Source organism: Streptomyces sp. NPDC087844, from assembly GCF_044742785.1.
GTDB lineage: Bacteria > Actinomycetota > Actinomycetes > Streptomycetales > Streptomycetaceae > Streptomyces.
Genome location: NZ_JBIUVD010000005.1, coordinates 30,984 through 48,074 on the forward strand (window position 1 = coordinate 30,984; position 17,091 = coordinate 48,074).

At 72.0% G+C, this 17,091-nt stretch carries 16 protein-coding genes; all 16 read right to left on the reverse strand.

The annotated features are described in order from the left end of the window. Window positions 1-11: 11 nt before the first annotated feature. Window positions 12-482 (reverse strand): SRPBCC family protein, encoded by a 471-nt coding sequence (locus ACIOKD_RS12230; protein WP_402081827.1) that lies wholly within the window; start codon window positions 480-482, stop codon window positions 12-14. A gap of 86 nt (window positions 483-568) precedes the next feature. Further along, window positions 569-1,330: a maleylpyruvate isomerase family mycothiol-dependent enzyme gene (locus ACIOKD_RS12235; RefSeq protein WP_402081829.1), complete on the reverse strand. Its 762-nt coding sequence runs from the start codon at window positions 1,328-1,330 to the stop codon at window positions 569-571. Continuing rightward, complete coding sequence (locus tag ACIOKD_RS12240) at window positions 1,327-2,400, reverse strand: PEP-utilizing enzyme (protein ID WP_402081833.1); 1,074 nt, start codon at window positions 2,398-2,400, stop codon at window positions 1,327-1,329. The genes ACIOKD_RS12235 and ACIOKD_RS12240 overlap by 4 nt, the downstream gene beginning before the upstream one ends. Beyond that, window positions 2,397-3,077 carry a hypothetical protein gene (locus ACIOKD_RS12245; protein ID WP_402081835.1) on the reverse strand — a complete coding sequence of 227 codons (681 nt, stop codon included), beginning with the start codon at window positions 3,075-3,077 and terminating at the stop codon, window positions 2,397-2,399. The genes ACIOKD_RS12240 and ACIOKD_RS12245 overlap by 4 nt, the downstream gene beginning before the upstream one ends. 5 nt (window positions 3,078-3,082) lie before the next feature. Beyond that, complete coding sequence (locus ACIOKD_RS12250; RefSeq protein WP_402081838.1) at window positions 3,083-3,358, reverse strand: acyl carrier protein; 276 nt, start codon at window positions 3,356-3,358, stop codon at window positions 3,083-3,085. Further along, the gene (locus tag ACIOKD_RS12255; RefSeq protein ID WP_402081840.1) at window positions 3,345-4,856 is read right to left on the reverse strand and encodes a PEP-utilizing enzyme; all 1,512 of its coding nucleotides are present in this window, start codon (window positions 4,854-4,856) and stop codon (window positions 3,345-3,347) included. The genes ACIOKD_RS12250 and ACIOKD_RS12255 overlap by 14 nt, the downstream gene beginning before the upstream one ends. Continuing rightward, window positions 4,853-5,836, reverse strand: a complete 984-nt coding sequence (locus ACIOKD_RS12260) for an SDR family oxidoreductase (RefSeq protein WP_402081845.1) — start codon at window positions 5,834-5,836, stop codon at window positions 4,853-4,855. The genes ACIOKD_RS12255 and ACIOKD_RS12260 overlap by 4 nt, the downstream gene beginning before the upstream one ends. Beyond that, complete coding sequence (locus ACIOKD_RS12265; protein WP_402081847.1) at window positions 5,833-6,951, reverse strand: SDR family oxidoreductase; 1,119 nt, start codon at window positions 6,949-6,951, stop codon at window positions 5,833-5,835. Before ACIOKD_RS12265 ends, ACIOKD_RS12260 begins: the two co-directional genes overlap by 4 nt. Continuing rightward, window positions 6,948-8,186 (reverse strand): acyl-CoA dehydrogenase family protein, encoded by a 1,239-nt coding sequence (locus ACIOKD_RS12270; protein ID WP_402081850.1) that lies wholly within the window; start codon window positions 8,184-8,186, stop codon window positions 6,948-6,950. Before ACIOKD_RS12270 ends, ACIOKD_RS12265 begins: the two co-directional genes overlap by 4 nt. After that, the gene (locus ACIOKD_RS12275) at window positions 8,183-9,862 is read right to left on the reverse strand and encodes an AMP-binding protein (protein ID WP_402081852.1); all 1,680 of its coding nucleotides are present in this window, start codon (window positions 9,860-9,862) and stop codon (window positions 8,183-8,185) included. Before ACIOKD_RS12275 ends, ACIOKD_RS12270 begins: the two co-directional genes overlap by 4 nt. A 15-nt stretch (window positions 9,863-9,877) precedes the next feature. Continuing rightward, the gene (locus ACIOKD_RS12280; protein ID WP_402081855.1) at window positions 9,878-11,461 is read right to left on the reverse strand and encodes a class I adenylate-forming enzyme family protein; all 1,584 of its coding nucleotides are present in this window, start codon (window positions 11,459-11,461) and stop codon (window positions 9,878-9,880) included. A gap of 87 nt (window positions 11,462-11,548) precedes the next feature. After that, entirely contained in the window at window positions 11,549-12,079 is a 531-nt protein-coding gene (locus tag ACIOKD_RS12285) for an SRPBCC family protein (RefSeq protein WP_402081858.1), read from the reverse strand. Continuing rightward, entirely contained in the window at window positions 12,076-12,741 is a 666-nt protein-coding gene (locus tag ACIOKD_RS12290; RefSeq protein ID WP_402081861.1) for an isochorismatase family protein, read from the reverse strand. The genes ACIOKD_RS12285 and ACIOKD_RS12290 overlap by 4 nt, the downstream gene beginning before the upstream one ends. 9 nt (window positions 12,742-12,750) lie before the next feature. Then, entirely contained in the window at window positions 12,751-13,539 is a 789-nt protein-coding gene (locus ACIOKD_RS12295; protein WP_402081863.1) for a 2,3-dihydro-2,3-dihydroxybenzoate dehydrogenase, read from the reverse strand. 268 nt (window positions 13,540-13,807) lie between these two features. After that, window positions 13,808-15,028, reverse strand: a complete 1,221-nt coding sequence (locus ACIOKD_RS12300; protein ID WP_402081866.1) for a 3-deoxy-7-phosphoheptulonate synthase — start codon at window positions 15,026-15,028, stop codon at window positions 13,808-13,810. Further along, on the reverse strand, window positions 15,025-17,091 hold the full coding sequence (locus ACIOKD_RS12305) for an anthranilate synthase family protein (RefSeq protein ID WP_402081869.1): 2,067 nt from the start codon (window positions 17,089-17,091) through the stop codon (window positions 15,025-15,027). Before ACIOKD_RS12305 ends, ACIOKD_RS12300 begins: the two co-directional genes overlap by 4 nt.

A 17,091-nucleotide genomic window follows, 5' to 3' on the forward strand; every position in this document is an offset into this window, starting at 1 on the left:
CATTCCCGAGGCTATCCGGTTTCGCCGCGTTCCAGAATCGCCTTGCTCAACCGCAGTTCCCGCTCGACGGACCTGGGCAGTGTGCGCCTGAGCACCGGGTCGAGCATCCACCGGGTGAGGGGATTGAAGCGGAAGGAAATCATCCGGGTGGCCCGGATCCCGCCGTCCACGGGCTCGCAGGAGAACCGTGCGCCGAATTCCGCCATGCGGTGGTTGAACTTGTTGAGGGGCAGCGGGGCCAGCTGGATGTCGATGCTTTTGCCTGGAGTGAGCCGCATCTGGGCAACTGCTTTCGGCTCCGGCAGGGGCAGACCGGGCAGTCGTGGCTGGAACTTGAACTCGGTGAGATTGCCGTCCCTGCGCACCCAGGAGATCGCGCCGATCTTGTCGTCGACTTCGATGTACCGCTCGACGTCCAGCACAAAGCCGAGAAAGGCTTCCGGTGTACAGGCGATTGTCTGTTCTTTCTCCACCTTGACCATGCCGTCACACTACCGGCTTGACAGCTTCCGCTCCTTCCGCATGCTTCCACTCGTTCCCGTCGACCGAAAAGATCGCGTCACAGGCGTCATAGATAGGCCCGGGCGTGCAGCACGGCCAGTTCGGCCAGTTCACCTTCCGCGGTCAGTGCGCTCGACGCGGCCGGGCTGCCGCGCACGCGCCGGGTCGCGACCCGGCACCATGCCAGCAGCGGGCCGCGCAGCACATCGGTGGCATCGGGCGGGCCGACCACGTGTCCGGTGCCGTCGCGCTCGGTCAACTCCAGCCGCAGACCGCGCCCTTGCGGCCGGTGCACGCGGGCCACGGCCAGGGCGTAGTTCAGGGTGGAGTGGCCGAGGACGGCGATCCTGCGCAGCCGCGGTGTCTCGTCCACCGGAAGTCCCAGCGCGTCACGGATGTCGAGGCCGTGCGCCCAGTGCTCCATGAGCCGGGCACCCGCGAAGGTCTCGGCAGTCATGCCGAAGCCCCAGGCCACGCGGTCCTCGGGGGCGCGCTCGGCCAGCAGCCGACGGGTTCTCACGGCGGCGCGGTCCCACCATGCGGTCAGGTCACCGGGCGGGAGTCCGTCACCCCGGCGGCAGCCGGCGGCGGTGAAGTCCTCGGCCGTCGCGTACCGGGGCACGGCCTTCGCGAACGCGCGGGGCCCGTCGGCCAGGGTGTCCGCGGCGACCTCCTCAGTGTCGGCCAGATGCGCCACCTGGTCGGCGACGGTCCAGCCGTCCGCCGCCGAGGGCCGCTGCCAGTCCGCGTCCTGAAGGGCCCCCAGCAGTGCGGCGAACTCCCGCTGCTCGTCGGCCAGATCGGCCAGTGCCTCCCGTACGGGGATCACAGCACCGCCACCGTCCCCGCCGAGCCGTCGACCGCGAGGGGGCGCCCCGAGCCCAGGCGCGCCAGCGCCGCGGCGCCCACCCCGGTCACACAGGGCACCCCCAACTCGCGGGCGACGATGGCCGCGTGGCACAGCATGCCGCCCTCGGCGGTGACCAGTGCGGCCGCCTCCGCCATCAGCGGGACCCAGTCCGGGTCGGTGTGCTCAGTCAGCAGCACCGCGCCTGGCTCCCAGCGCGGATCGTCCACGTCCCGCAGCCGCAGGCCCCGCGCGGTGGCGAGACCGCCGGAGGCCGCGATGCCGCGCACGACCTGCTCACCCTCGTCGGCGCGCCGGTCGGCCCGCTCGCCCGGCGCCTCGCCGAGCGCGGCCGTCATCGGGCGGAACTGGAGCCACACCAGCGCCCCGTCGAGCTGCGCGAACTCCAGGTCGGCTGGGACGCCGAGCGCTTCCTGCAGCATCGCGCACGCCCTGCCGACGGGCTGTCCGCCGCTCTCCCACGCGTCACGCTCCGACCCGGCGGTACGGCCCTCGGGCCTCCACTCCTCCCAGGCGGGGGTGACGGCACCGGACACCAGCGTCTCCCCGCTGCCCCCGGTCCACTCCAGACGTCCCCGGCCGGGCCCGCGGCCGAGCCAGAGCCCGCTGCGTACCGGAGGACGGAACGGCTGGAGCAGCACCGCCATCTCCACGGCGAGGGATCCGGCGGCCGTCCGTTCCCGGTACGCGGCGACCCGGCCGCTGTGCGCCGAGGCCCGGACGGCGGCGATCGCCTGCGCCAACTCGGCTGTCGGGACGTCGAGTTCGCTGCGGAACAGGCCGGCGTAACTCAGGCCGGTGCCGTCCTCGACCGTGGCCGAGCTGCGCACCGCCCAGCGCGGCGCCACGGCGGTGAGCCGCGCCAGTGCGGCGGAGGTGGGGTCCGCGCCGACCGGCACCACCCAGGTGTCGGGGATCACTGCCCCGACCCGAAGCAGCGCGGCGAGCCCCACGGCCTTGCCGCCCAGCGCACCGCGGTCACGGTCCCCCAGGTCGCCGGTGAGCCGCAGCAGCGCGTCGTCGCCGCTCATGGTGACGTCCTGGTACGTTCCTCGGTCTCCCGCTCGATCCTCAGCGAAACCAGCAGATCGCGGTGGAGCTCCATCCAGACGTCGTGGTACGAGTCGCACCGCACACCGGTGAACGCCTGTTGCTCGCCCGTGCGCAGGCGCGTCAGTGCGCGGGTGAGCCCTAGCCTGTAGCGCCCGAACCGGGGGCGCACGGCGGTGAGCAGGTCCACGACCGGCACGGTCTCCTCGTGCAGCGCGCCGAGTTCGCCGAACCGTGCCCGGTCGTACGCGGTATCGGTGTGGTCGTTGGTCACGCCGTCGCGGAGCTGCCAGCGGGTGCACAGCTCCTTGAACCGGTCGTTCAGGGGCAGGAAGAGCTCGTACCCCGGTCGTAGGCGGTCGCGGGCGTCACCTGTGACGTCCTCGCCGGTGAGGTCTTCGTCGAGCAGTGCGGCGTGCCGCTCGCGTCCCTCGGGCGTGACGCGCCACAGACCGCGCCGCTCCAGATGGGATGCGAGCCCGTGGGCCCGCAGCTTCTCCAGTTCGGCGAGCACGTCCTCGCGCGCGTACCGGCTGCCCGTCACCAGCGGGTCGGTGGCGGCCATCCCCTTGAGGGCCAACACGTGCAGCACATCGAACGCGGCGGTGTCGGGAAGCACGGCATCTCCCGTCGTCGTGGTCGGGCGGTCGTCGGGCACGGGCGTCAGGAGGCGCGGCCGGCGCGCAGTTCGTCGAGGAGTCCGACGAGGTCTTCGACGGTCACGATCCCGGCGGTGCGGGGGTTGTCCACCAGGGCCACACCGAAGCGCTCCTCCAGGGCGAGCAGGATCTCCAGGGTGGCCAGCGAGTCGACCCCCAGGTCCTGGACGATCCGGTCGGACGGGCGCAGATCCCGCTGGACACGTTTGACTTTGGCGTAGATCTCCTCCAGTGCCGTGAGCGTCTCGCTGGGCGTCGAAGTGCGGTCAGGAACGGTCAAAGATGTTCACCTCTCCGGTACTGCCATTGATGGAGACGGCCGTGCCCGCAGGCAGGGAGGCCGCTCCGGGATAGCCCACGACGCACGGGATCCCGTACTCGCGGGCGAGGATGGCGATGTGCGACAGGTCGCTGCCGCGCTCGCTGAGCACGCCTTCGGCGAAGGGCAGCAAGGGGGCGATGTCCGCGTCCGCCGACGAGCAGACGATGATCACCGGTTCGTCGGGGAGGTCGTCCTGCGGGGCCATCACCGTGCCGGTGCCGATGCCCGGCGCCACGCCGCGCTGTTCCTGGGGTGTCGTGCTGAGCCACGGCCGCATGACGTCGTCGCCGGCGCTCAGGTCGAGGTGTTCGGGCATCGGGGTGGCGAGCGCCGCCCGGCAGGCATCGACCCGTGGCCGGGCCCGTTCGATCCGTCCCGGAGAGGTCGCCAGGTCCGTGAACTCCCGCAGTGTCAGATACGGCCACAGCCGCTCGGCGTCCTCGCCGAGTGCGGTCGCCAGCGCCGGGAGCAGCCTTCGGTACACGTGCAGGGTGCGCATCGCCAGCGACTTGGAGTGCTCGCGCCCGGCCATCATCTCGCCGACCGCGACCGCCAGGGCCCGTACGGTGCGGCTGCGCCACGGGGACACCATCCCGGCCAGCGCCTCGGCCGGGTCGATCGGGGCGACGGCCGCCTCGGCGCCGCCGCTCGCCACCTGCTTGTGCCGCACCGCGTAGTCCTGCCAGGGGGCCAGTCCGTCGGCGACCTCGTAGAAGGACGAGGACAGGAAGTCGCCCGGCCCGTAGGGGTCGAGGGTGGAGGCGGCGGTGTGCAGCCGGTCCCACACCAGTTCCCGGGGCCGGGTCAGCCAGTGCGCGATCTCCTCGCCGTGCCGCAGCAGTTTGCCGTAGACCCGGCGTTGCAGCGCGCGCACCGGTACGAGACCGGAGGTGGTGAGGATGTGCACCGCCCATGCCTCCTCCAGCACGGGCCGCGCGTCCCGCAGCACCCCGGCCAGGGCGATCGGGCTGTTCGCGGTGGTCGCGGCGCGCAGGCCCCATTCCAGTTCGGCGACCTGTTCCTCCAGGGCGCGCAGCCGCGGTCCGGCGTCCCGCGTCTCCCGCAGCAGCCGGGCGGAGCCCGCCCACTGGCGGGTCCGGCCGGAGCGCAGGGCGGTGAGTTCCGCCGGGGAGTCGACGCCCTCGAAGTAGGCGTCGGTGACATCGCTGGGCCGCAGTCCCGGGATGGACGCGGACAGATGACAGTACGCGGCGAGATTGTGGTACGGGCGGCAGCCGAAGTAGCCGACGAAGACGTAGTGGCCGCCCTCGGCCCACGCGGGGCGGCCCCACAGCCGTCGTGCCAGGGCGCGGGTGCCGCGTTCCATCGGATCGCCCACCAGCGACCAGGACATGGGCGAGAGCCGCTGGGGGGCCACCTCGCCGAAGTTGCCCGCCGAGTAGACGGTGAAGTACGGATGCGGATCGGTGTCCACCGACGCGGGTCGCCCGGTCATGTCAGGGCCCTCCTCTCCGTGCCTGCCCGTAGTGCCTCGCCGGTCGCGCCCAGGTAGTCGGGGTCGGGTACCGGCCAGGGCTCGGGTATCTCCTTCAGGACGTCCGCGTCCAGGTCGAGCCAGGGCTCGGCGTAGTCGGCCAGTTCCCGCGGGGTGCCCACGCGTTCGCCGAACAGGCGGGTGAGCCGGCCCAGCGGCGCGGCCTCCACGATCTTCGGTACGACGCCCCAGGGCCGGCACACCTCGGTGAAGACCTCGCCGAGGGTGGGCAGCGCCGGGTCGAACCAGGTCCAGGTGGCCCGCCCGATGGGGGTGTCGAGGGCCTTGAGCACGATCTTTGCCGCCGAGGACACGTCGGTGACCCAGCAGGGGAAGTCGCCGCGGCGGGCCAGATGCACCGGGTAGCCCGCGAGCAGGTGCGGGAACGCCATCGGCAGTCCGTGCCGGGTGTCGGGGCGTCCGCCGCGCGGGTCGGGTCCCAGCACCGGGCCGAAGCGGACGACGCCGACGGGCAGCTCGGGCGCGTCCCGCACTAGGCGTTCGGCGCAGTATTTGCCGTATTCGTACCAGTTGCGGAACCGCTGGCCGGTGTACAGCTCGCGGTTGGTGATCCGGCCCTCGGACCGGCCGAGCGCGAGCAGTGAGGAGATGTGCACGGCCTGCCGCAGTTCCGGGAGTTCGCGCAGGAAGGCCAGCGCCGAGCGGGTCCCGGAGCTGTGGGTCTCCAGTACCTCGCCGGGTCCGGAGGTCCAGGAGACCGAGCCGAAGCAGAGGACGACGTGGGTGGTCTCCGCCCGGACCCGGGCCAGGTCCGCGGCGGACAGGCCGAGCCGCGGCAGCCGTACGTCGCCGCGTACGCCTTCGCCCTCGGTGGTGCGGCCTGTGCGTGACAGGACCCGGACCGTGGCGCCGGACCGGACGCAGGCCTGCGCCACGGCCGTGCCGAGGAATCCGGAACCGCCCAGGATCAACACGTTCATGCCAGGAACCTCGACAATCCGCGGTCGGCGGGGGCCAGGGGCCGCTGGGGCTCCGGCAGATCGAACAGCAGCCGTGCGAGCAGTTCCGTGGAGGGTTCGGGCAGGTGTCCGTCGACGAGTTGGGCCAGCCGTCCGCGTTCCATCACGCGGTCCAGGCCGATGTAGCGCAGTCCGATGAGGCTGTTGCGCCAGGCCGGGGACAGGGGCAGGAAGCGTTCGGCGTTGGCCGAGATCCACAGCACCTGTTCGGCGGAGGCGGGCACGAGCCGGACCCATTTCCCGAAGGCCAGGGGTGACAGGGCGCGCGCCGTCTCCAGCAGGGCACGCAGGGTCGGGGCCCGTTCCCCGGCCGAGAGGTGGGTGATGACGGGCTCGGGGTGCGGTCCCGAACCGCGCAAGCCGGCCACCGCGTCCAGCAGCGTCCCGGCGGCCAGGTCGCGCGGGAGGACGTCGACCTTGGCTCCGCGCATGGCGGGCAGGACCCGGCCGGGCAGTTCGTCCCACCGTTCGGCCAGCAGGTAGAGGGAGTTGCGCTTGCGGGTGGCGCCGGTGCGGGAGTCGCCGAGCAGCGCGGCGATCCGGCTGATGAGGATGTCGGGGTCGCCGGGACCGTGCTGGCGCTCCAGTTCCCGTTCGGCGAGCCACTTGCTGTGCTCGTACGCGGTGCGGTGGCGGTCGGGGGCGAGCGGGGTCTCGGCGATGCGGCCGAGGGTGCCGCCCACGACGTAGATCGAGGACGCCTGGACGTAGGCCACGCGGCGGCCGGAGCGGCGTTGCAGTTCACGGGCCACGTCGTAGCCGTTGCGGGCACCCAGCACGTTGACGGCGTACAGGTCCCGGCCGCTGCCCGCCCAGTTGGTGTCCCCGGCGAGGTTGACGACGGCGTCGACGTCGGCAGCGAGGTCGTCCAGGTCGGCTTCGCCGAGGCCCCAGAGGGGTTCGCGGACGTCGCCGGTGACCCTGGCGGCTGCCAGTGACGGGAACGCCCGCTCGAAGGGGACCTGGCCGGGGCGGGCGGGACGCACCAGGGGCACGAGCGCGACACCGCGCTCGGGCGCGATCTCGGCGACCGCCGTGCCGAGTTGTCCGGTTACTCCGGTGAGCAGCAGTTTCATCCGAGGTCGACACTCTCGTCGTAGGCGGCGTCGTCGGGGACCAGTCCGCCGGCGACCAGTTCCCACAGCATCTCGTCGGTCCCGCCGCCGATCCGGGCCAGCCGGGAGTCGCGCCACATGCGGGACATCGGTGTCTCGTCCTCCAGATAGCCGGGGCCGCCGAACAGGTGCATGCACTCGCTCGTCGCCTCGGCGACGAACCGGGCCGCGGTGGTCTTGAGCGCCGCGATCTCCCGGGTGCCGCACGCTCCCGGCACCGGTACGCCCTGGGCGGCGGCGTAGACGGCGAAGCGCAACGTCACGAGCCGGGAGGACAGTTCGGCCAGCCGCAGGCGCAGGGCCTGCTGCTCCATGAGCGGTCCGCCGAACTGCTCGCGGCGCTGGAGGTGGGCGGTGGCGAGGCCGATGGCGCGGGCGGCGCCGCCGACGGCCTGGGCGGCGATGGAGAGCCGTTCGTGGTTGAGCCCCCAGGTCGCGACCAGCAGTCCGCTGCCCGGCCGGCCGACCAGTGCCTCCTCGGGCACCTCGGCGTCGACCAGCATCCAGGTGGTGTCGAGCGCGGCGGTGCCGGCCTTGCTGAGCCGCTTGCGGGGGGTGAGGCCACAGGCGGGGACGGCGAGCAGCCCGAGGCGTCCGGCGACCGGTCCCGCGCCCTCGTCGAGGCGGCACAGCAGCAGGGCGATGTCGCACACGAGGCCGAGTGACAGGTACTTCTTCTCGCCCGTCACGTGCCAGCCGCCCGGGGTTCTGCGGGCCACGGTGCGCACCCCGTTGAGGTCCGAGCCGCCGGTCGGCTCCGAGGCGCCGAGGCAGCCCACGAGCCGTCCCTCCAGTGCCCGTGCCCGGTACTCGGCGAGCAGCGGGGTGTCGCCGTAGCGGGTGAGGACCGACAGGACCGTCTCGCAGTGCAGGCTGAGCCCGACCGACAGGCCCGCGTGCCCGAGCCGGCCGCTCTCCTCGGCGATGATCACCGCGAGTCCGGGATCGCCGTACGGTTCGGCGGCGTCGGCCTGCGCCCAGCGCTCCCTGAAGAGCCCGGCGGCGCCGAGTCCGGCCAGCAGTTCCCGGGGGAACAGGCCCTCGGTCTCGGCCTGCCGGGCGACGGGTTCGAAGGTCCGCCGCAGTAGTCCCGCGACCCGTTCGCGGGCCTCCTCCACGCGTTCGCCGAAGGGTCCCGCCGCGAACAGGCGGGAGGTCCGCGCCGGTGTGTCCGCCGGTGTGTCCACCACACTCACGAGTCGCCGCGCTCCTTCAGTTCGCCCGCCAGGTACGCCAGCCACAGTGAACGGCGGCGGGGTTTGCGGCTGGAGGTCAGGGGGATGGTCCCCCGCTTGACGGACAGCACCTCGGCGCGTCCCGCGTCACCGGTGAACGACGTGACGACCGACAGCACGTCGTCCAGCCGGTCACCCAGGGGGCGTTCGGTGATCACCAGGACCCGCGGCTCGCCGCGTACGACTCCGGCGACGACGGTGGCGTAGCGCTTGGAGACGGCTCCGGAGGCGACGAGTTCCAGTTCGATGTCCTCGACGAAGACGTTCTGGCCGTTGATCTTCACGCTGTCGCCGAGCCGGCCGATCACATACAGCTCGCCGTCCAGCAGGAATCCGGCGTCGCCGGTGTACAGCTTTCCGTCGCCCAGCCTGGCCAGGTCCTCGGGGGTGGCGTCCACGTAGCCCTCGGCGACCGAGGGGCCCTGGACGAAGATCTCACCGAGGACGCCTTCCGGTTGCGGGCTGCCCTCCTCGTCCAGGATCTCCACGCGCGCGCTCTCCAGCGGCGGACCGCAACTGACCTGCCAGTTCCAGGGTTCGGCGACCGGCTCGGTGCTGAGTGCGGCGCTCTCGCGCACGTCCAGCTTCTCGCCGAGGCGCCGCTCAAGACCGCCGACGCGCACCAGCCGGGGCAGGTCCCCCTTGCCGACGCCCGTGACCGCGAGGGTCCCCTCGGCCAGGCCGTACGCGGGCATCAGCGCCCGGACGTCGAAGCCGTACGGGCCGAGCAGCGCGGCGAACCGGGCCAGCACCGCGGGGTCGATCCGCTCGGCGCCGCTGACCACGGCGGTCAGCGCGGAGAAGTCGAGGCCCTCCAGATGCTGGGGTCGGACCGTGGCCAGCACCCGCTCGAAGCCGAAGTTGGGCATGCACATGCAGGTGTACGGGGTGCGGCCGTACTCGGCGAGCCAGCCGGGGGTGTCGCGGACGAACTGCTCGGGGCGCATCAGGGCGTGCTCCACCTGGAGGGTCAGCGCGCCCAGCAGTCCGCCGACCAGGCCCATGTCGTGGTAGAGCGGCAGCCAGGTGACCGCGCCGTGGCCGACCGGGTCCATCCAGCTCCCGATCATGCGGAGGTTGGCGGCCAGGTTGGCGACCGAGACGCGCAGTGCGCGCGGGGAGCCGCGGGAGCCGGAGGTGAACTGGAGGACGGCGAGGTCGCCCCAGGCGCGCGGCGCCTCGTCGGGGCGGTCGGCGTACCGCGGTGCGATCACCTCGGTGCCGCCGCCGATCCGGGCCACGTTCTCCGCGACGATGTCGTGGTAACGCGGGTCCGCGACGGCGTGACGCGGATGGATGCGGGCGGTGATGGCCTTCAGCTGGCTCTGGTAGCCCTCCCCCGCCCGCAGGGCGAGCGGCAGGGGCAGTACGGACGGGGTGGCGCCGATCGCCAGCAGCCCGAAGAACTGCGTGACGAAGTCCTCCCCGCCCGGCACCACCAGCGGCACCACGTCGCCGGGACGCACCCCGGCGTCGGCGAGCGCGGCGCCGGCACCCAGGGTCCGGCGGGCCAGTTCGCGGTAGGTGAGCCGCTGCCAGGAGCCGTCGTCCAGCCGGAACCGCATCCCCCGTTCGTCGGACGGGGCGTCCAGCCAGCCGAGCAGCCGCTCGTGGTCGGCCGTCTTACGCTGCGACAAGGTGACCTTCCCCCTTCACGTGGCCGGCTGGGCGCCGGGGTCCGGGGCCCACAACCGGCGGGCCAGTTCCAGCCGTCGCACCTTCGCGGTCGCGGTGCGCGGCAGTTCGGCGAGGCGCAACTGGACGGGTGGTCGCATGGCGGGGAGCCCCGCGATGGCCGCGGCCCAGTGGGCGGGGTCCAGCGGGGCGTCGTCCCGCGTGACGACGACCGGGGTCGGCGCGCCCTCCTCGCCGGGGACGACCACGACCTCCAGCAGCGCGTCGAGCCGCGACATGAGCGTGTCCTCGGCCTCCAGAGCGCTGCCGAAGCCGGGGATGACGTCGACCTCGCGGTCGGAGACGTGCAGACAGCCCCACCGGGTGCGGTGGCCGACGTCGCCCATGCGCCACCAGCCGTCGTCGAGCTGGCGCCGGAAGCGCGCGTCCTCGCCGAAGTAGGTGAGCGCCCGGCCGTCCGAGCGCACCTCGATGAAACCGGGTGTGCCGGGGCCGGGCGTACGGCCGTCGCGGTCGACGACCCGCACCGCGGTCATCCCGGGGAACGGGAAGCCGACACACCGGCCGTCGGCGGACATCGCGCGCCGCCGGGAGGTGGCCCGGCCGACGGTCGGCCCGATCTCGCTCTGCCCGTACAGCTGCAGGTGGAAGGGGCGCCGGCGGCGGGAGGCGGCCAGGATCCGCTGCACGGTCCGCGGGTGGATGGCGTCGAACGTGGAGCTGAGGGCCAACACGTTGGACAGGGGGCCGCGCGGGTCGTCGGCCAGCGTCTCCCAGGCGACGAACGTGTTGGGGTGGGCCTCCAGGACGCCGGGTTTGACCGCGGCGAAGATGTCGGCGATCCGCTGGGGTGCGGCGTCCTTGGTGATGACGATCGGGAAGCCGCGAGCCAGCGCGATGGCGAGTGCGGTGACCAGACGCGAGTGGACGAACGAAACCTGTACGGCGAGGGTTTCGCGTCCGCGAATCAGCAACCGGGCGCCGAGTGCCTGCGGGCGGTAGCGGGCACGCAGGGAACGGGCCGTGTGGACGACGAGTTTGGGTACGTCGGTGGTGCCGGAGGTGTGGGTGAGCAGCGCGGGGCGGTCCGCCCGGGGCCTGGCGAAGGGGCGCGGGTGCGTCGCGGGGTTCCGCCGGAGCGCGTGGGCGCCCTCGGCCTCGCCGGTCACCAGCAGGACGCGGGCGCAGCGGCCGGCCACCTCGGCGGACAGCTCCTCCCGCAGCTTCTTCTCGTCGGTGACCAGATGCGGCCACGCGCAGCGCTCCAGCAGCCGCGTCACGGTCTCGCCGTCGAGGCTCGGTGAGAGCGCGACGGGGACGGCGCCGATACGGGCCACCGCGCACATGAGCAGGAAGATGTCGAAGCAGTCCTGCTTGTAGACGGCGACCTTGTCGCCCGGGCGCACGTTCTGGTCGCGCAGGGCGGACGCCATTTCGGCGACGAGGTTCGCACAGGCGTAGACGGTGAGGTCACTGCCCAACTCCGGCGCGATGTCGAGTTCGTGGTCGAGGGTGATGCGCTGGTACGGGCTCTTCTTGGCGGCGCCGTCGAAGAAGGAGCCCAGGAACAGTCCCCTGTTCCCGATGCGTTGCAGAATCACGGTGGTGCCACCTTCCACGGGCGTCCGCGTCCAGCCGTGCCTTTCACTGTTCTGCCGTTCGCTGTCCTGGCGTTCGTCGTTCTGGCGTCAGGAGGCGGATTCCACTTGGGACTTGATACGCGCGAGTGATTGGCGCATGTCGCCCTGGATTTTGTCCGCCCAGTCGACGAGGAACCTCTTCACCTCGTCGTCATTCATGTCGGCGAGAATTCCCCGCATGCCCTCGGTCGGTTCGCCCATCCAGAAGGCGTGGGTGAGTGCACTGCCCTCCGCCGTCGGCGCGACCGTGAACGACCATACGCTTTCCTGGGCGCGCCCGCCGCTGTCCCTCATGGCCCAGCTGAACACCCTTGGCGGAACGGCCTCCACGACCTCGCACGCGGTGGTCCATCCGCCGCGCACGACCGGTGCCCAGGCGACGACTTCCGGCTCGCGGTGATTGCGTGCGGTGAAGACGGAACCGACCGTCGCCGGATCTCCCGAGGTCCATTCGCCACCCCGGCATTCGGGACTCCACTCACCGCTCCGGGTGAGGTCGCTGACGTAGGCGAACACCGTCGCGGGATCGGCCCGCACGTCGGTCGTCACGTCGACGCGGAAAGTCTCGGTGGAGCTCATGACTGCGTCACCCCTCCTGCGTTCGGCACGTCAAGCAGATCGAGTATTCGCGCGGTCGTGTACACAGCCGCACAGCACCTGACGGCGTAGTCGAGTGCGGAGCGGTGGTGTTCGGCGGTGAAATCGGCGACCGCGTCCGCGACGAGGAACGGCTGGATGTCGGAACTGAAGGCGTCGACCGCGGTGATCAGACAGCCGACGTGGGCGTACACCCCGCACACGATGAGCTGGTCCCGTCCCGACTTCTCCATCACGTCACGGAGTTCGGAGCGGACGAACGCGCTGTAGCGCCATTTGGTGAGCACCAGGTCCCCGTCGGCCGGCTTCAGAGCCTCGACGATCGCGGTGTCGTGCTCCCGCGCGGACATGCCGGGGCCCCAGAAGTCGTGCAGCAGGCCGCGCTGTTCGCGGTCCATGTCGCCGGGCTGGGCCGAGTAGACCACCGGTATCCCGAGGGCCACGGCACGCTCGCGCAGGGCGCCGATGTGGGCCAGCAGCTCCGCGTACGGAGAACCGTCGGGGTCGAAGGGAGCGAGGAAGTACGCCTGCAGGTCGTGCAGGAAGAGGACCGCCCGGTCGGCGTCCGGCCGCCAGCCGACCCGGTTCGTCGGCAGCTCGGCGGCGGTGGGCATGGGATAGGGCGGGATGGCGGGGATGCTCATGTCCGCTGCTCACACCCCCAGGACGGCGCCGCCGTCGACGCACAGGTCCTGCATGGTGATGTGCCGGGCCCGGTCGGAGGCGAGGAAGACGACGGCGTCCGCGATGTCACCCGGCTCGGCGATCCGACGCAGCGGAATTCCGGTCCTGTACGCGTCCGTCGAACCGTCGATCGTCGACTGGCGGCCCGATTCCGCCGTCCACAGCGCACGCAGCATCTCGGTGTCGGTGGAGCCGGGCGACACCACGTTGCAGCGAATTCCGTGTTCCGCCAGTTCCAGCCCGAGTGATTTCGTGAAGAGGGACGCGGCTGCCTTCGAGGCGCCGTACGCGGCCATCTGCATCCGGGGTATCCGACCGGCGTTGGAGGCGATGGTCACGATCGCGCCCTCTCCGCGTTCCCTCATCCGTGCGGCGACAGCCCGGGAACAATGGAAGAGACCGTCGAGATTGGTCGAGAAGATCGCCCGCCAGTCCGCGTCGGACATGTCCACCAAGGATCCGGATCGCATTACTCCGGCCCCGTTCACCAGCAGGTCTATGGCACCGAGTTCGTTCTCGATCCGCTCGACCGCTTCCTCGGTCCGGCCGCTGTCGGTGATGTCGGCGGGAAACGCGACGGCCTTCAGTCCGTCCGCGGCCGACTTCTCCACCAGATCGGCGAGTCCCGCGGAGTCCTTGTCGACGGCCGCCACCACGGCTCCGCGGCTTGCGAGAGCGCGCACCACGGCGGTCCCGATTCCGCCCGCCGCTCCTGTCACCAGCGCGACCCGGCAGACGATTCCACTGTGCTCGGTCACATTCCCGCCTTCCAGAAAATCTCCAGAAAAGCTCTATGAAGAAGGGCGTCCGCCGGCCATGGCGCAGGGCTACGGCGGGATATCGCGAGTCTACGGATTCCTGTGCCCAGATGCAGGTGCGGGCCTGTACGCGGGGCTTAAGGGCTGTCCCGTAATCCCCGGTGGATCAGCGCGCGGCGTCAGATGCGGTGCATCGCAAGGCGATCCGACAACGCGGCGAGGTGCCGTAGCTGTCGTCGTGCGCCCGCCGGGGATTACGGGACAGCCCTTAGGCCCGGACCCAGGCGCGCGTCAATTCGGCGGCCTGGTCCGGATTCAGTCGTGGATCGCACAGCGTCGTATACCGCTCGGCCAGGCGGTCGACCCCGTCGACCTTTCCGCCCAGGCATTCGGTGACGTCCGACGCGGCCACTTCCAGATGCAGTCCGCCGGGGTGCTCACCCGCCCGTTCCAGCACGCGTTTGCAGCGGCTCGCCTCGTCCACGATGTCCGTGAGGCGCCGGGTCTTGCGTCCGGCTTCCCGCACCGTGTTGCCGTGCATCGGATCGCTCAGCCAGACCGGCCGGTGCCCCGCGTCCCGTACGGCGGCCACGAGCGGCGGCAACAGTCCGGTCACCCGCTCCGCGCCCATCCGCACGATCAGGGTGAGCCGGCCGGGAAGCCGGTGCGGGTCCAACAGCGCGCACACCTCCCGCAGTTCGGCGGGCGCGGTGGACGGTCCGAGCTTGAGGGCCACCGGGTTCACGACGGATGCCAGCAGCCGCACATGGGCCGAGTGGAGAGCTCTGGTGCGGTCGCCGAGCCAGGGCAGATGCGTGGAACCGAGCAACCGTCGCCCGTCCTCCGTACGGACGAGCCGGGCCTCGTAGTCGAGGACCAGCGCGTCATGGCTGGCCCACGGACCGTCCTCGAACTCCCGGTACCCCGGTGACCTGTGGAAGCGGCGGGCCCGTTGGTCCCGTTCGCGGGCCAGGGCGCGCAGGACGTCGGCGCTCGCCTCGTAGGCCCGGACCATCCGGCGCGGGTCGTGCACCCGTGCCTCGGGGGTGGGGCTCTCGCCGTTCACCATGTGGCCCCTGAAGGCCGGCAGAAGCACCCCGTCGACCTCTTCGTGCGGCCGCGTGCGGGGCTTGGCGAACTGACCGCCGATCCGGCCGACTCGCAGCACCGGCAGGCCCGTGCCGTCGGCCACCTCGTCGGCGAGGGCGTGCAGCACCGCCGTCTTGGCCCGGACCTGGTCGGCGTCGGTCTCCTCGAAACTCTCCGCGCAGTCGCCGAGTTGCAGCATCACCGCGCCGCCCGCGGCCACCACCGCGAGGGCCCGCCGCAGCCGGGCCAGCTCCTCCGGGGTCACCAGCGCGGGCGCGGACGCCAGCGCGGTGCAGCTGGGCTCGTAGGCGGGGTGCGTCGCCCAGTCCGGCTGCTGGGCCGCCTCGGCGTCCACCGGCCACGGCTGCCGGGGGGTGCCTCGCGCTTTGTCGCCGGTCATCGGTGGGCGCCGGGTTCGTCGCGGTCCGCCGGACGGCGCAGCACCCGGCCCAGCAGATCCGCCAGCAGGCCGGTGCCGTGTTCGGTCAGCACCGACTCCAGATGGAACTGGACGGCGGCGAACCGCTCACCGCGCAGGGCGTGCACCTCCCCGGTGGCGGGGTCCCGGCAGAGGTGCACGGCTCCGCGCGCGAGTGGTGAGCGCAGGACGTCCTCGGTGTGGCGGGCCGCGTAGGAGTTGTAGAAGCCGACCGCTTCGGGACGCCCGAAGAGGTCGATACGGCGCTGCGTGCCCTGGTTGGGCCGCTCGCGGCGGAAGAGCGGAAGCCCGAGCAGCGTGCACAGCGCCTGGTGGCTCAGACATTCACCGACGAACGGGGTACCCCTGGCGAGGAGACGGCTGATCATCCCGGTGATCCCGCGGACCTTCGGGTCGGTGGTGGCCCGGGGGTCGCCGGGGCCTGGGCCCAGCAGGACGCAGTCGTACGCGTCCAGGTCCGAGGAGCGCACCGACCACCACGGGCGGACGGTGGCGTCCAGTCCCAGGGCCCGGGTCTGGTGGCCGAGCATGTCGGTGAACTTGTCCTCGGCGTCCACGATCAGCACTCGTCCCGCGTCGGGCGCGTGTGCGCGTACGGGGCGGTCGTCCTCCTTGCCGAGCCAGAACGCCGACAGCCCCACGTTGCGGCGGTCCAGGGCGTCCGTCACGCGGGGGTCGTCCGCCAGCGCTTGCGGCAGCCGCTCCGACGCCCGTTCCGACCATTCCTCCGACTGCGGGGGCTTGTCGCCCGGCGCGGAGGGTCCTGGGGTCCTGGGCCGCCCCGTCAGACCGGTGGCGGCCAGCAGCGCGTCGGCCTTGGCCCACGTCTCGGCGACCTCGGCGGTGGGCCGTGAGTCGCGCACGAGCGTGGCACCCACGTCGATCCGTAAGGTGCCCTCCGGGGGGATCTCGGCGGTACGGATCAGGATCGCCGAGTCCAGGGTGGCGCGGCCCGCCGTGTCCCGGCCGAGCAGGGCGAGGGCCCCGCCGTAGTAGCCGCGGCCGTTCTCCTCGTGCCGGGCGATCACGCGGCAGGCGTTCTCCAGAGGGCTGCCGATGATGGTCGGCGCGAACATCGTCTCGCGCAGCACCTCGCGTACGTCCAGGGACGTAGGGCCTTCCAGCAGGTATTCGGTGTGCGCCAGCCTGGCCATCTGCCGCAGGTAGGGGCCGCGGGCCCGGGCGCCGCCGTCGCAGACCCTGGCGAGCATCTTCAGCTCCTCGTCCACCACCATGAAGAGCTCGTCGGTCTCCTTCCGGTCGCCGAGGAATTCCAGTACGCCGTCCACGTCCGCTCCGGCGGGCGGGTAGCGGTAGGTGCCGCTGATCGGATTCATCCGCGCCACGCCTTCGGCCACCTGGACGTGCAACTCCGGGGAGGCGCCGACGAAGGTGCGGTCCCCGGTGTGCACCACGAACGTCCAGTGGGCGCCGGACTCCATGGTCAGCAGCCGTCTGAAGACGGTCAGGGCGACCTCGGGCCGGTAGTCGCGCAGGGTCGCCCGGAAGGACCGGCTGACGACGAAGTTCGATCCCTCGCCGGACCGGATCTCCTCGTCGAGGACCTTCTGCACGACCTTCTCGTACTCGTCGTCCCCGACGTCGAACGCGCCGTCGGACAGGGCGACTTCGGCGTCGGGCAGCAGCTCAAGCGCCTCCCGCACGGGCAGCGCGGCTCGCTGCCGCACGGCCAGCGTCAGGATGGGTTCGCCGTCGTCGTTGCAGGCGTACCCGCGTTCGGTGATCTGGCGGAAGGGGATGGCCGCCAGCACCTCCGCCGGTCCCCCGGCCCCGGCCCCGCCTTCGGTCCCGCTCCCGGCCCCGCTCCTGTGCGCAGGGCCGGGCAACGGCACGTCGGCGAGCGTCGTCACCTCCCGCACCTCCCCCGTAAGTACCTCCACCTCGGGGGTCCGCGCACCGGCTCTGCGCAGGAGTGCGAACGGGGGTGGGTCGGGCGTCAGCAGGGAGTTGAGGAGGTCCCGAGCGCACGTCTCGCGGGAGTCCCGGACAGTGCTGATCGTCAT

Coding starts and splice junctions, on each gene's coding strand:
- ACIOKD_RS12240 (WP_402081833.1), bottom strand. CDS start 2,400: ATGAGCGGCGACGACGCGCTGCTGCGGCTCACCGGCGACCTGGGGGAC.
- ACIOKD_RS12285 (WP_402081858.1), bottom strand. CDS start 12,079: ATGAGCTCCACCGAGACTTTCCGCGTCGACGTGACGACCGACGTGCGG.
- ACIOKD_RS12255 (WP_402081840.1), bottom strand. CDS start 4,856: ATGACCGGGCGACCCGCGTCGGTGGACACCGATCCGCATCCGTACTTC.
- ACIOKD_RS12300 (WP_402081866.1), bottom strand. CDS start 15,028: ATGACCGGCGACAAAGCGCGAGGCACCCCCCGGCAGCCGTGGCCGGTG.
- ACIOKD_RS12265 (WP_402081847.1), bottom strand. CDS start 6,951: ATGAAACTGCTGCTCACCGGAGTAACCGGACAACTCGGCACGGCGGTC.
- ACIOKD_RS12290 (WP_402081861.1), bottom strand. CDS start 12,741: ATGAGCATCCCCGCCATCCCGCCCTATCCCATGCCCACCGCCGCCGAG.
- ACIOKD_RS12260 (WP_402081845.1), bottom strand. CDS start 5,836: ATGAACGTGTTGATCCTGGGCGGTTCCGGATTCCTCGGCACGGCCGTG.
- ACIOKD_RS12305 (WP_402081869.1), bottom strand. CDS start 17,091: ATGACGATCAGCACTGTCCGGGACTCCCGCGAGACGTGCGCTCGGGAC.
- ACIOKD_RS12230 (WP_402081827.1), bottom strand. CDS start 482: ATGGTCAAGGTGGAGAAAGAACAGACAATCGCCTGTACACCGGAAGCC.